The 13,381-nt window shown below is 74.5% G+C and carries 11 protein-coding genes; 3 read left to right on the plus strand and 8 right to left on the minus strand.

Features of this window, described 5'->3' with window-relative positions; all coding sequences use genetic code 11:
• From ACFXAM_RS32995 to ACFXAM_RS33005, 3 genes are all read right to left on the minus strand, one after another.
• A partial coding sequence (locus ACFXAM_RS32995) for a type I polyketide synthase (protein ID WP_380296874.1) occupies positions 1-1,748 on the minus strand: 1,748 nt, incomplete at its 3' end.
• A 66-nt stretch (positions 1,749-1,814) separates the two neighbouring features.
• Positions 1,815-2,846, minus strand: a complete 1,032-nt coding sequence (locus tag ACFXAM_RS33000; RefSeq protein ID WP_380296876.1) for a 3-oxoacyl-ACP synthase III family protein — start codon at positions 2,844-2,846, stop codon at positions 1,815-1,817.
• Between the two features lie 130 nt (positions 2,847-2,976).
• Entirely contained in the window at positions 2,977-3,516 is a 540-nt protein-coding gene (locus ACFXAM_RS33005; protein WP_380296878.1) for a hypothetical protein, read from the minus strand.
• Between the two features lie 275 nt (positions 3,517-3,791).
• Between ACFXAM_RS33005 and ACFXAM_RS33010 the strand changes: the two genes are divergently transcribed.
• The 3 genes from ACFXAM_RS33010 to ACFXAM_RS33020 all read left to right on the plus strand — a co-directional run bounded on the left by ACFXAM_RS33010 (position 3,792) and on the right by ACFXAM_RS33020 (position 7,011).
• A complete protein-coding gene (locus ACFXAM_RS33010; RefSeq protein WP_380296880.1) occupies positions 3,792-4,991 on the plus strand; it encodes a cytochrome P450 in 1,200 nt (399 codons plus the stop codon).
• Entirely contained in the window at positions 4,988-5,212 is a 225-nt protein-coding gene (locus ACFXAM_RS33015; protein ID WP_380296882.1) for a ferredoxin, read from the plus strand. The genes ACFXAM_RS33010 and ACFXAM_RS33015 overlap by 4 nt, the downstream gene beginning before the upstream one ends.
• A 344-nt stretch (positions 5,213-5,556) precedes the next feature.
• Entirely contained in the window at positions 5,557-7,011 is a 1,455-nt protein-coding gene (locus tag ACFXAM_RS33020; RefSeq protein WP_380296883.1) for a DHA2 family efflux MFS transporter permease subunit, read from the plus strand.
• A gap of 98 nt (positions 7,012-7,109) precedes the next feature.
• On the opposite strand, the gene ACFXAM_RS33025 is transcribed toward ACFXAM_RS33020, so the two are convergent.
• From ACFXAM_RS33025 to ACFXAM_RS33045, 5 genes are all read right to left on the minus strand, one after another.
• Positions 7,110-8,264, minus strand: coding sequence for an acyltransferase family protein (locus ACFXAM_RS33025; protein ID WP_380296885.1), 1,155 nt, complete (start codon positions 8,262-8,264; stop codon positions 7,110-7,112).
• 266 nt (positions 8,265-8,530) lie between these two features.
• Positions 8,531-9,523: an aldo/keto reductase gene (locus tag ACFXAM_RS33030; RefSeq protein WP_380296886.1), complete on the minus strand. Its 993-nt coding sequence runs from the start codon at positions 9,521-9,523 to the stop codon at positions 8,531-8,533.
• Between the two features lie 93 nt (positions 9,524-9,616).
• Positions 9,617-10,399 carry a BTAD domain-containing putative transcriptional regulator gene (locus ACFXAM_RS33035; protein WP_380296888.1) on the minus strand — a complete coding sequence of 261 codons (783 nt, stop codon included), beginning with the start codon at positions 10,397-10,399 and terminating at the stop codon, positions 9,617-9,619.
• A gap of 101 nt (positions 10,400-10,500) precedes the next feature.
• Entirely contained in the window at positions 10,501-11,757 is a 1,257-nt protein-coding gene (locus ACFXAM_RS33040) for an LLM class flavin-dependent oxidoreductase (protein ID WP_380296890.1), read from the minus strand.
• Between the two features lie 25 nt (positions 11,758-11,782).
• Entirely contained in the window at positions 11,783-12,865 is a 1,083-nt protein-coding gene (locus ACFXAM_RS33045) for an LLM class flavin-dependent oxidoreductase (protein ID WP_380296892.1), read from the minus strand.
• Positions 12,866-13,381 lie beyond the last annotated feature (516 nt).

The raw sequence follows: 13,381 nt of genomic DNA on the forward strand, positions 1-13,381 counted from the left end.
ACCCCCATCCCCACCCACTGCGACCCCTGACCCGGGAACACCAGCACCACCCCACCCGGCGACGACGCCAACCGCCCCGCCACCACCGCCGGATGGGACTTCTGCTCCGCCAACGCCCGCAGTCCGGCGATCAGTTCGTCGCGGTCCGGGGAGACCACGGCGCCGCCGAACCGGTGCCGGGCGCCCCGGGTCAGCGTCCAGGCCGCCACCTGCGCCGGTCCGGCCTGGGCGCCCGCGCCCTCCAGCCAGTCCGCCAGCCGCTCCGCCGCCGCGCCCAGCGCCGCCTCCGAGCGGCCCGAGAGCAGCACCGGGGCCGTCACGGGTGCCGGGTCGTCCGCCGGGGCCACGGCGGTCTCCGCCACCGCGGGCGCCTCCTCCAGGATCACGTGCGCATTGGTGCCGCTGATCCCGAAGGCGGAGACGCCCGCACGACGCGGCCGCTCCCCCGGCGCCCAGTCGACCGGCGTCCGCAGCAGTTCCACCCCGCGCGAGGACCAGTCCACCTCACCGGTCGGCTCGTCGACGTGCAGGGTGGCCGGCAGCACCCCGTGCCGCAGCGCCTGCACCATCTTGATCACACCCGCCACCCCGGCCGCCGCCTGGGCATGCCCGATGTTGGACTTCACCGACCCCAGCCACAACGGCCGCCCCGCAGGACGCTCCTGACCGTACGTCGCCAGCAACGCCTGCGCCTCGATCGGATCACCCAGCCGCGTCCCCGTCCCGTGCGCCTCCACCACGTCCACGTCCGCCGCACCCAGCCCCGCCGACGCCAGCGCCGCCCGGATCACCCGCTCCTGCGAAGGACCGTTCGGCGCGGAGAGCTGGCTGCTGGTGCCGTCCTGGTTGACGGCCGAGCCGCGCACCACCGCGTACACCGGATGGCCGTTGGCCCGGGCGTCGGAGAGCCGCTCCAGGAGCAGCAGGGCCGCGCCCTCGCCCCAGCCGGTGCCGTCGGCGGCGGCCGAGAAGGCCTTGCAGCGGCCGTCCGGCGACAGGCCGCGCTGGCGGCTGAACTCGACGAAGGTGTTGGGGGTGGCCATCACCGTGGCCCCGCCCGCGAGCGCCAGCGTGCACTCGCCCGACCGCAGGGCCTGGGCGGCCAGGTGCAGGGCGACCAGCGAGGAGGAGCAGGCGGTGTCCACCGTCACCGCCGGGCCCTCGAACCCGTAGGTGTAGGCGATCCGCCCCGACGCCACGCTGGGCGCGCTGCCGATGCCGACCTGGCCCTCGACCGCCGCCGGCACCGGGTTGAGCCGTGAGCCGTAGTCGCTGTACATGATCCCGGTGAAGACGCCGACCGGGGTGGCGCGCAGCGCGGCCGGGTCCAGCCCGGCGCTCTCCAGTGCCTCCCAGGTGGTCTCCAGCAGCAGCCGCTGCTGGGGGTCGATGGTGCCGCTCTCCCGGGGGCTGATGCCGAAGAAGTCGGCGTCGAAGCCGGCGGCGCCGGCCAGGAAGCCGCCGTGCCGGGTGTAGGCCGTCCCGGTGCGCTCCGGATCCGGGTTGTACAGCGCCTCCAGGTCCCAGCCCCGGTCCGCCGGGAACTCCGAGATCGCGTCCCGCCCCTCGGCCACCAGCCGCCACAGCTCCTCCGGCGACCCCACCCCACCCGGATAACGGCACGCCATCCCGACGATGGCGATCGGCTCCGTGTACCTGGCCTCGGCCTCGTGCAGCCGCAGGCGGGTGTCCTGGAGGCTGGCGCTGACCCGCTTGAGGTAGTCGCGGAGCTTCTCGTCGTTCGACATGCGTGCTCTGCCCTTCGATGGTTCGAGGTGTGGCGGGGCCGGACGGGGTGGAGCGGGGCGGAGGGGTCAGACCTGTTCCAGGGCGAACCCGGACTTGATCCACTTGCTGGACTCCACCGCGAGGACGGCGGCGCGGTCGCCCGCGGCCAGCTTCGGCAGCACCTGTTCGAGCTGGAAGAAGACCAGCGCGTTGCCGGTGTTGGCGGTCTCGCCGACGCAGCTGATCTCCTCGGCGCCGGGCAGACCGAGCCGCTGGACGATCCGGGCGGTCATCTGGGTGGACAGCTGCGGCGGCAGCAGGTGCGTCACCTCGTCCGGCTGCCAGCCGGCCTCGTCGAGCAGCCGGCGCAGGATCTGCTCGGCGAACAGCGGGACGGTCTCCTCGATCGCCTTGTAGTCCTCGCGCGCCGCCGGCCGCCCGCTGTGCCGGTCGACCGGCCCGAACCACTCCAGCACCTGGCCCGGCGCCCGTCCCCGTCCGGCCAGCTGGACGAAGGAGGCGCGGACGGCGGTCGGGCCCGCGGCCGGGTCGGCGCTCAGCACGGCGGCCCCGGCGGCGTCGCCGAACAGCACGTAGTTGACCAGTTCGGCGGGCGGGACCGCGCGCAGGTCGGCGCTCAGGTCGTAGTGCTTGGCGATGACGTCGCCGCCGAGCACCAGGGCGGTGCGGTGGCGGCCGGTGGAGAGCAGCTGCCGGGCGACGTCGATCGCCTGGACGGCACCGGAACAGCCGGACTGCAGCTGGTAGGTGGCCACACCGTCGATGCCGAGCCGGTCGGCGATCTGGTTGACGGTGGCCGGCATCAGACTGTCGGGGGTGGCGGTGCCGAGCACCACGAGGTCGATGTCGGCGGGGTCGGTGCCGGCCGCGGCGAGCGCACGCTCACCGGCGGTGGTGCCGAGGTCGGCCAGGGTGTCGCGCTGCTCGCCGGTCTCCAGGTCGAGGGCGAGGTGGCGGGTCCGGGTGCCGATGAAGGTGTCCACCCACTGTTCCCAGAGGGCGTCCATGCCGAAGCGGCGGCCCAGGGCGGCGTTGTCGATGGGCGGGCCCGGCAGCGCGGTGCCGGCCGCCAGGAGGCGGATCTCTGCGGGGTCCATCTGCGGTCTGCTCCCAGGGGCGTCGGTACGCTCCCCCCGGCCGGACGGCGGTCCGGCGGGCGGGCGTACGGCGGGCGGGCGTCGGGCGGGCGGCGGACGGGGGTCCGGCGGGAGTGCGGCGGGCGGGGTTTCAGCGGCGGTAGAGGACGATCGCCGAGGCGTAGGACTTGTGGGTCTCCACCGGCCGGAACTGGCGGAACCCGATCGCCCCGCGCAGCGGGCCGGCCACCGCGACCGCCTTGATGGTCTGCTGCTCGCCGAGGGTCAGCCGGGCGTCGTCGACGATGCCGCCGGTGCGGATGACATGACCGTCGATCAGCCGGATCTCCTCCGAGAAGTAGCCCAGGAAGTTGCCGTCCGGTCCCTTGCGCAGCATCCGCCCGATGCCCTTGGTCGTGCCGACCAGCGCGCCCTGCTGGTCACGGAGCTCGTAGCGGACGTGGGCGAGGTCGTCCAGCGTCGGGGTGCTCCCGCTGAAGTCCGCGTTGGTGGAGTCGTAGCTGATCAGGGTCTCGGTGAGGTCGGTCAGGTGGATCAGGTTCTCCGGTTCGCCGACCGCCGGGTTCGGCCCGGTCGGGCCGAGCGGCGGCACCGCCAGCCTGGCGAGCAGCCAGCCCCGCAGGGCGTCGGCGGCGGGGCCCAGCGGGCCGGGAAGGGGGATCGGTGCCATGCTCGGCTCCATTCGGCACGGGGACGGGGACGCCGGGGAAAACGGCGTGCCGATCACGCTAGGCAACGGCGCTAAACCGGCCCGGCGGCCCCCGCTGAACCGGCCGCCGCCACCCGTCGAATGCGCGGCTAAATCCGCGACAAACGGCCATTGAATTCCCGTTGATTCCCGCCGGAACTCCCGTGGCCCGCCCCCGGGCGGCGCAACTAGCATGCGCCGGAGTAACCAGAATTCCCCCCGGGCACCATTCCGGGAAATCCGACTGGGAGGCCGCGTTGTCCGCCAGTTCCGCCGAAGCACCGTCGTTCCCGGTGCGCCGCACCTGCCCCTACCAGCCGCCGGACGTCTACCGGGAGATCAGCACACGGGGCCCGATCAACCAGGTCACCCTCTGGGACGACCGCCGGGTCTGGCTGATCACCGGCTACGCCGAGGCCCGCCGGCTGCTCGCCGACGAGCGGCTGTCCTCCGACCGCAGCTACGACGCCTACCCGACCATGGCCCCGCACCTGGGCGCGCCGGCCGCCCGCAAGCTGGTGCTGGTGGGCGAGGACCCGCCGATCCACCACCACCACCGACGGCTGCTCAACCCGGAGTTCAGCCTCAAGCACGCCCGGGCGCTGCGCCCCGACATCGAGCGGATCGTCAACGGACTGATCGACCGGATCGAGGAACTCGGCTCCCCCGCCGACCTGGTGGAGCATTTCGCCGCGCCGATCCCGTCGCTCGTGATGTCGGCGCTGCTGGGCATCCCGTACGAGGACCACGCCTTCTTCCAGTCCGCCACCGCGGGCGTCATGCAGGGCCGGGACCCGGCCCACACCGAGGCCTCCGCCGCCGAACTGGTCCGCTACCTGGACCGGCTGGTGACGGCCCAGGAGGACAACCCCGACGAGAACCTGGTCGGCCGGCTGGTGGCGCACGTGGAGAGCGGCGAGCTGAGCCACGACGAGGTGGTCCAGCTGACCATGGTGCTGCTGATCGCCGGTCTGGAGACCACCTCCTCGATGATCCCGATCAGCGTGCTGGCCCTGCTGGAGAACCCGGAGCAGCTGGCGGCACTGCGCTCGGGCGAGGTGCCGGCCGCCACCGCGATCGAGGAGCTGCTGCGGATCACGGCGGTGACCGACTTCGCCGGGGTGCGCTGGATCACCGACGACATCGAGATCGACGGCCGGGTGCTGAAGGCCGGGGACGGCCTGGTGGTCTCCTCCACCATGACCAACCGGGACGAGCGGGTGCACGCCGAGCCCTACGATCTCGACCTCTCCCGGGCCAGCCGCCAGCACCTGACCTTCGGCTACGGCATCCACCAGTGCCTGGGGCAGAACCTGGCCCGGCTGCAACTGGAGATCGCCTTCGAGACGCTGGTGCGCCGGCTGCCCGGGCTGCGGCTGGCGGTGCCGGCCGAGGAGCTGGTGATGCGCCGGACCGGCACCATGCAGAGCGTCGAGCGCCTGCCGGTGGCCTGGTGAGCGCCGCCGGGGTGCGGGTCTCCACCGACCGGGACCGCTGCATCGGCGCGGGCCTGTGCGTGCTGACCGCGCCGGACGTCTTCGAGCACGACGACGACGGCCTGGTGACCCTGCTGACGCCCGAGCCCCCGGCCGGCCTGGAGCAGGACGTCCGGCTCGCCCAGCAGCTCTGCCCGGCCCAGGCCGTGCTCCTGACGGACCCCCGACCGGACACGACCTAAAGACTCCGGGAACCTTCCCCGCCCCGGACCGGCGGGACGAATCCGCAGGTCACCGATGCCCGGCCGGCGGATTCCCACCCCGTCGAAGGCCGCCGACCCGAATTCCGGGTCGGCGGCCTTAACGGTGTCTAAGGGCCGATGGCCGCCGCCCCGCCATTGTTTATACGCTCTTTCAGTACGCCGGGCGCCCAGCGCCGGGCTTTCGGCAAGGCGGTCCTCGGGCGCGGCGCCCCTCCGGTACCCCGCCGCGCCGTCCCGCCGCATTCCGCGGCCGCGGGGCATCACGTGATGCGCACCCGCCTCCTCATCCGCCTTCTCCTCCCCTGCTATCCCTAAGGACTGAAATGACGCAATCAGCCGAGGACCGGCTGGACGGTCCGCTGGTCAAGCTGATCATTGTCATGGCGCTCGCGTCGGTGACCGCGACGCTGAACGCGACCATCGTCGGCGTCGGGCTGAGCCCGCTGGCCGCCACCTTCGACACCACGCTCACCACCGCCGAGTGGGTCATCACCGGCTATCTGCTGGCGGTCGCCGCGACCATCCCGGTGACCGGCTGGGCGGTGGACCACTTCGGCGGCAAGAAGGTCTGGCTGTTCGGCCTGGTGCTCTACACCGTGACGGCCGTCGCCTCGGCGCTGTCCTGGAACATCGGCTCGCTGGTGACCTTCCGCATCCTCCAGGGCGTGGCGGCCGGCATCATCGAGCCGGTCATGATGACGCTCACCGCCCGCGCGGCCGGCCCGGCCCGGCTGGGCAAGGTGATGGGCCTGCTGGCCCTGCCGATGACGCTCGGCCCGGTGATCGGCCCGATCCTCGGCGGTGTCATCGCGGACAACCTGCACTGGAGCTGGCTGTTCCTGGTGAACGTGCCGATCGTGCTGATCGCGCTGGTGTTCTCGTTCAAGGTGGTGCCCGCCGACGCTCCCGCCGAGGGCGAGCGGGCGACCTTCGACGTCCTCGGCACCCTGCTGCTGAGCCCCGGCTTCGCCGTCCTGGTGTACGGGCTGTCGCAGACCGCCCACGAGGGCTTCGGCTCGACCACGGTGGTGGTGTCGCTGATCATCGGCGCCCTGCTGGTGGCGGGCTTCGTGGTGCACGCGCTCACCACCCGCCGCACCCCGCTGATCGACGTGCGGCTGCTCGCCAACCGGGGCTTCACGGCCGCCGTGGTCGCGATGGCGCTCACCGGCGCGGCGGTGTTCTCGCTGTACGTGCTGCTGCCGCTCTACCAGCAGCAGGTGCACGGCCAGAGCCTGATGGCCAGTGGGCTGCTGCTGGCCCCGTTCGGGGTCGGCACCTTCCTCGGGATGCCGCTGGCCGGGCGGCTCAGCGACAAGCTGGGCGCCAATCTGCTGGTGCCGGTCGGCGCCGCGCTGGTGGTGCTCGGAACGCTCGGCAACGCGCTGTCCTCGGCGGCCACCAGCCAGCTGGTGCTCGGCCTCTACGCCCTGGTCTCGGGCATCGGCCTCGGCTGCGTCGGCGCGCCGACGCTCGCCTCGCTCTACCGGACCGTCCCGCTGGAGAAGACCTCGGGGGCGACCAGCACCATGCTGTCGCTCAACCAGGTCGGCGGCTCCTTCGGCGTGGCGCTGGTGGCGCTGCTGGTCCAGCGCGGGGTCGCGCACGGCGACTCGGTCCGCAACGCCTACTCCACCACCTTCTGGTGGGAGCTGGCGATGACCGCGGTCATCGTGGTGGTCGGTCTGCTCCTGCCCGGCCGCCCGAAGGCCTTCGCGGCCGGCCCGGTGGTGGAGGAGGTCTCGCCGCGGGACACCGGCGAGCCGGTGGCCTCCTGACCCGGAGGCCCCGGCCCGGGTCGTACGGGGACCGCTCGGCCGGTGCGGCCCGTCGTGGCCCCGTACGGCCCGCGGTGCCCCGCGGTCACCCTGTGCGGTCACCCCGTGCGGCCGCCCGTCAGTGCCGGCTCCGGCCGCTCCCCGCGAGCGGCCGGGCGGCTCCATCGGCGCATCGCCGGGACCTCCACGAGCCGGAAACTGAGCCAGGACACCCCGATGGTCACGGCCAGCAGCACCAGACCGAGGCCGGCCACCTCGGGCACCGACCAGACCTTCGTCTCGCCGAGGGCCAGCCGGACGTAGTGCAGCACCAGGTGGTGCGTCATGTAGAAGGCGAAGGAGATCTCGCCCAGACGCACCGCCGTCCGGCCGCGGAACGGCGAGCGGGTCCCCGCGATGTCCGCGCGTGCCGCCGCGGCGACCAGCAGGGCCAGCGGCAGCGCCAGCGTGGCGGTGAAGCCGTACGCCGTCGGCACCAGGGCCAGCTGGGCCGCCGCCCCGGCCGCGACCAGCAGCGCCGCCCCGGGCAGGCCGAGCCGGATCCACCGGCCGGTCAGCATGATCCGGGCCAGCAGGATGCCGAGCACGAAGTCCAGCGCGCGCACGGCCGGGAACGCCACCAGGAACCAGTTCTGCGTCAGCGACACCTTCAGGCCCGGCAGCTGGGGGCTGCCCGGCAGTGCGGTCTCGGCGACGAGCGGGAGCAGCGCGATCGTCGCCGTCACGCCCCACACCCAGGCCCACAGCCGCTCCGGCCGGATCCGCCGGACCAGCGCGTGCAGCCAGGGGAAGGCCAGGTAGAACGCCAGCTCGACGCTGAGCGACCAGCTGGGCAGGTTGACCGCCCGCATCACGTCCAGCTCCGGGAACCACGCGTTCAGCAGGAAGAAGCTGGGCAACAGCCGGGCGGTGGTGAGCAGTTCACCCGCCGCGAGGGCCAGCAGCAGCGCCGCCAACCAGGTCAGCAGATGGGTCGGGAAGATCTTCACCAGCCGGCGGCGCCAGAACCCCGTCCGGCTCTCGCCGATCCGGGCCGACCAGGTCAGCACGAACCCGCTCAGGATGAAGAAGAACTCCACCCCCAGCCAGCCCAGGCCGAAGGCGTACCGGAACACCGCCGCGGCCGGGCCGGGGGCGAGGTAGCCCTCGACCGAGAGGTGGGTGAAGTAGACGATCAGGGCGGCGGCGAAGCGCAGCCCGGTGAGGGACGGAAGGTTCGAGAACGCGGCCTGTCTGCCGCGGAGTTCGGTCATCGCGGGTCCTTTGCGCAAGGCGGACGGGAAGGGACGGCGACCGCTCGGTGCGGTCGGGCGGCCAGCCTCCATCGGGCTGCTAAACCCCTTCCGTGCACGCGGCTAAACCCCCTGCGGCCGCGCCCTTGCCATGTCCCCGACGGGCCCCTCGCGCCCGCCCCGGCGCCCGCGACGGCGGCCGGCCCGGGCGTCGTCCGCGGGGCGGCGGCGGACAGCCGTCAGCACCGGACGGGCCCGGGGCCCGTCCGGTGCGTACCGCCCGCCGGTCAGCGGTCGACGAACTGCAGACTGAAGTCGGTGAGCCGGGCGCCGGCGACCTGCTCGGCGGGCACCGCGGCCTCGATCGCGGCCAGCTCCTCGGGGCCGAGGGCGAGCGTCGCGGCGGCGAGGTTCTCCTCCAGGTGGTCGATCCGCCGGGTGCCGGGGATCGGGACGACGTCCTCGCCCCGGTGGTGCACCCAGGCCAGCGCCAACTGGCCGACCGACACTCCGAGTTCGATGGACAGCGGCTCCAGCCGGTCGACCAGGGCGAGGTTGGCCGGGAAGTTCTCCGGGGTGAACCGCGGCTGGGCGACGGTCCGGAAGTCCTCCGGCCCGAACACCTCCGCGGCCCGGTAGCGCCCGGTGAGCAGACCCCGGGCGAGCGGGGCGTTGGGCACGATGCCGATGCCCAGCTCGCGCGCGAGCGGGACGACCTCGCTCTCCAGGCCGCGGGAGAACAGCGACCACTCGGTCTGCACGGCGGCCAGCGGGTGCACGGCGTGGGCCCGGCGGATGGTCTCCGGGGCGGCCTCGGAGAGCCCGATGTGGCGCACCTTCCCCTCCCGCACCAGCTCGGCCAGCGCGCCGACCGTCTCCTCGATCGGCACCGAGGGGTCGATCCGGGCCGGGTAGAAGAGGTCGATGTGGTCGAGCCCGAGGCGCTTGAGCGAGGCGTCGGCGGACTCCTTCACGTAGGCGGCGTCGCCGCGCACCGCCTGCCCGATCCCGTCGCCGGTGCGCACCACCCCGAACTTGGTGGCCACCACCGCCTCGTCGCGCCGGCCGGCCACCGCCCGGCCGACCAGTTCCTCGCTCAGGCCGTGCCCGTAGACGTCGGCGGTGTCGATCAGGGTGACGCCCAGGTCGAGCGCCCGGCGGATGGTGGCGACCGCCTGCTCCGGATCGATCGGGCCGTAGAACTCGCTCAGGCCGAGGGCGCCGAGCCCCTGGGCACCGACTTCCAGGCCGCCCAGGTGGCGGGTGGGGACATCGTTCACTCGAATCGCTCCGTCATCGCTCGGGGATCGGTTCTGCCTCCTCCAGCGTGCCGAAGGGGGCTAAACCGCACCCAAACGGGAACGGGGCGGACGTCAGGCCCGCACGGCGGCGGGCCTGCGCCGGGCGGGGGCGTCCGCGCCGACCTCCAGGATGGTGCGCTGGAGGTTGCGCAGCCAGCAGCCCGGCTCCAGGCCCAGCTCCCGGTTGAGGGTGTCGCGCGCGGAGTGGTAGACGGTGAGCGCGTCGGCCTGCCGGCCCGAGCGCCACAGGGCCAGCATCAGCTGGGCGTAGAAGCTCTCCTGCAGCGGGTGCTCGCGGATCAGGCAGCGCAGCTGGGAGACCACCTCGCGGTCCCGGGAGAGCATCAGCTTGGACTCCACCAGCAGTTCGCTGCACTCCAGCTGGAGCTCCTGCAGCCAGGCCGCGAAGGTGTTGACCACCGGCCCGGCCTGCAGACCGGCCAGCACCGGGCCGCGCCACAGGGCGACGGTCTTCTCCAGCAGCTCGCAGGCCTCGTCGTAGCGCCGTTCGCGCATCATCGCCCGGGCAGCGGGCAGTTGCTCCTGGAGGGTGTGGAAGTCGACGGCCTGCGGGGGCGTCCACAGGACGTAGCCGGGCGCCCGGGTGATGATCGGCTCGGGCTCGCCGGGGCGGGTGAGCAGCTTGCGCAGCTGCGAGACGTAGACGTAGACGGCGTCCCGGGCGCGCTGGGGCGGCGTGGCGGGCCACAGCTCGCGCACCAGGTCGTCCACCGAGACCACCTGGCCCATCCGGGCGAGCAGGACGGCCAGCACCGCCTCGGTCTTGCGGGAGGTGATCACGACCTGGCCGTCCGCGTCACTGACCCTGAGCGGGCCGAGTACCTCGTACCTCACCGGTGCTCCTCCTCCGCCCGCCCTTCCGCCTGCCCCGCCGCGCACGTCCGCGCGGCCGTCGCCGGCGGCCTTGCAGCGCGTCAACAACTCGCGGCCGGCGGTTATTCCCGCAGCCCGGCGAGGTCCGGTCCGCCGGCGGGCAGGCCGAGGTTCTCGCGCAGGGTGGCGCCCTCGCGGTACTCGGCGCGCAGCACGCCGCGCTCCTGGAGGTGCGGGACCACCAGGTCGGTGAACTCGTCGAAGCCGACCGGGTTGAGGTGGCCGGCCAGGATGTAGCCGTCCGCGGCGCCGCTCTGGACGTCGGCGTCGATCCGGGCGGCCACCCCGGCCGGGGTGCCGGTGAAGGTGTGCCGCAGCAGCGTGCGGATCGCCAGCTCGCGCACCGACAGGCCCTCGGCGAGCGCCCGGTCGTACAGCGTCGCGGCGGGCGACCCGGGCGGCGCCGCGGGCGGGGGCGGCGGGTCGTCCGGGTCGTGGCCGGACAGGTCCGCCGCCCACAGCTGCCCGATCCGGGTGAGCGCGATCGCCGGGGTGATCTGCCGTGCCGCCACCTCGCGGGAGCGCTCCTCGGCCTCCGCCGGGGTGTCGCCGAGGATGAACCCGGCGCCCGGCATCACCTTGAGCGCGTCCGGGTCCCGGCCGAGCGCCCGGGCCCGCGCCCGCAGGTCGGCCCGGAACCGCCGGCCGGGCCCGGGGCGGTCGTGCAGGCCGAAGACGATGTCGGCGTGGCGGGCCGCGAAGTCGCGCCCCTGCCCGGAGTCCCCGGCCTGCACCAGGACCGGGCGGCCCTGCGGTCCCGGCGGCAGGGTGAAGCAGCCCTCCAGGTCGAAGTGGGCGCCCCGGTGGCGGTAAGGGGCGAGGCCGCCGCGCCAGAGCGTGTCGGTGGCCCGGACGAACTCCTCGGCGCGGGCGTACCGGTCGGCGGGCGCGAGGTGGGCGCCCCGGCGGAAGTTGACCCCGGCCTCGGGGTCGGCGGTGGTGACCATGTTCCAGCCCGCGCGGCCGCCCGAGAGGTGGTCCAGGGAGGCGATCTGCCGGGCGAGTTCGTACGGTTCGTTGTAGGTGGTGCTCATCGTCGGGACGAGCCCGATGTGCCGGGTGACGGCGGCCAGCGCGGACATCACCGTCGGACTGTGCGGGCGGCCGGCCACCTCCAGGTCGTCCAGCCGTCCGGCGTGTTCGCGCAGCCGCAGGGTCTCGGCGATCAGGAAGAAGTCGAACCGGCCGCGTTCGGCGGTGCGGACGGCGTGCCGGAACGACGCGAAGTCGATCTGGCTGCCGGAGCGGGGATCGTCCCAGACCACCCAGACGCTGTGCGGGAAGGTGGCGGCGAGCAGGACCTGTCGGCGCGGGCGCACGGGCACGGTTCCTCCTGGTTCCTCGTCAGACGCTGCGGCCGGAGAGCCGGTTGTCCGGGGCGGGCAGGCCGAGGCGCTCGCGCAGCGTGGCGCCCTCGTACCGCCGGCGGAAGGCTCCGCGCAGTTGCAGCTCGGGCACCAGGCCCCGGACGATGCCCGGCAGGTCCCGCCCGGGCGAGGCGGGCAGCAGCCGCACGCCGTCCAGGCCGGTGCGCTGCCAGGCGAGCAGCGATCCGGCGAGCTCCTCCGGGGTGCCGGCGAACGCGCCGGGGCCGCCCGTGCGGCGGGCCGCGGCGCGGCGCGGGTCGGTGTCCAGGGCCACCGGGCGGTCGGCGAACACCAGCAGCGGCGGCCCCGTCCGGGCCGCTCCGGCCTCGGCCTCGGCGGCCCGCAGGGCGGCGAGCTGCGCCCGGGCGTCGTCCGGGTCGGCGACGGTCAGCAGGGCGAGGTCGGCGGCGCGGGCGGCGAGCCGGCGGCCGGCCTCGTCGTGCACCGCGACCAGGACCGGCGGCTGCCCCTGCGGCGGGCGCGGGGTGACGGACGGTCCCCGGACGGCGAAGTGGCGGCCCCGGTGGTCGACGGGCCGCACCCGCGCGCGGTCCAGGAAGCGGCCGCTCGCGGCGTCGCGGATCTCCGCGCCGTCCTCCCAGCTGTCCCACAGCGCGCGGATCACCTCGACGGCCTCCTCGGTCTCCGCCAGCCGCTCCTGCGGGGTGCCGGGGGCGCGCCCGGCGTTGCGGTCCTCGGCCGGGTCCAGCCCGGGCCGCACCAGGGCCGCCGCCCGGCCGCCGGTCACGAAGTCCAGGGTGGCGAGGGCCGTCGACAGGTGGAAGGGCTCGCCGTGGGTCGGGGTGACCGTCGGCGCGATGCCGATCCACCGGGTCGACGCGCCCAGGGCGGCGGCGAGTTGCAGCGCCTCCGGCCGGGCCGTGCCGTCCGGCGCCGGGCGGTGGGCGTCGTCCAGGGTGACCAGGTCCAGCAGCCCGCGCTCGGCCTCGGCCACCCGCTCGGCCCACCGCTCCGGCGGCAGGGGCGTCTCCCGCTCCGGCGCACCGCCCGGGTCGCCGTCCAGGGCCACGGCCAACCGCAGTACCGCGCTCGCCGCCATCAGGCACCACCGCACTCTCCCCGTGCCCCGCAGGGCCGGACGACCTCCACCGCCCGTCCCCGGCGGGGACGGCAGGCACGGCACGCTAGCCACGCCCGGCCGGGGGCGGCAATCGCGGTTCGGCGCGGCTTCAGCCCGGGTTCAGCCCGCCGCGCGCGGGCCGGAGGTCCCGAGGGCACCGCCGCACGGGAGCCGACGCCCAGCTCGCGTCAGGTGCCGGCCGCGTGGACCCCGCCCGCCCGGGCGGGCACGCCCGACGGTGCTCCTCGACCACCACACGAACCAACACCGCACGAGAGCCCACACCCAACTCGCGTCAGGTGCGCGCCGCGTGGACCCCGACCGCCCCGGCAGGCACGCCCGACGGTGCTCCTCGACCACCACACGAACCAACACCGCACGAGAGCCCACACCCAACTCGCGTCAGGTGCGCGCCGCGTGGACCCCGACCGCCCCGGCAGGCACGCCCGACGGTGCTCCTCGACCACCACACGAACCAACACCGCACGAGAGCCC

Source organism: Kitasatospora sp. NPDC059462, from assembly GCF_042749955.1.
Classification (GTDB): Bacteria; Actinomycetota; Actinomycetes; order Streptomycetales; family Streptomycetaceae; genus Kitasatospora.

Coding starts and splice junctions, on each gene's coding strand:
- ACFXAM_RS33045 (WP_380296892.1), bottom strand. CDS start 12,865: ATGGCGGCGAGCGCGGTACTGCGGTTGGCCGTGGCCCTGGACGGCGAC.
- ACFXAM_RS33000 (WP_380296876.1), bottom strand. CDS start 2,846: ATGGACCCCGCAGAGATCCGCCTCCTGGCGGCCGGCACCGCGCTGCCG.
- ACFXAM_RS33025 (WP_380296885.1), bottom strand. CDS start 8,264: ATGACCGAACTCCGCGGCAGACAGGCCGCGTTCTCGAACCTTCCGTCC.
- ACFXAM_RS33020 (WP_380296883.1), top strand. CDS start 5,557: ATGACGCAATCAGCCGAGGACCGGCTGGACGGTCCGCTGGTCAAGCTG.
- ACFXAM_RS33005 (WP_380296878.1), bottom strand. CDS start 3,516: ATGGCACCGATCCCCCTTCCCGGCCCGCTGGGCCCCGCCGCCGACGCC.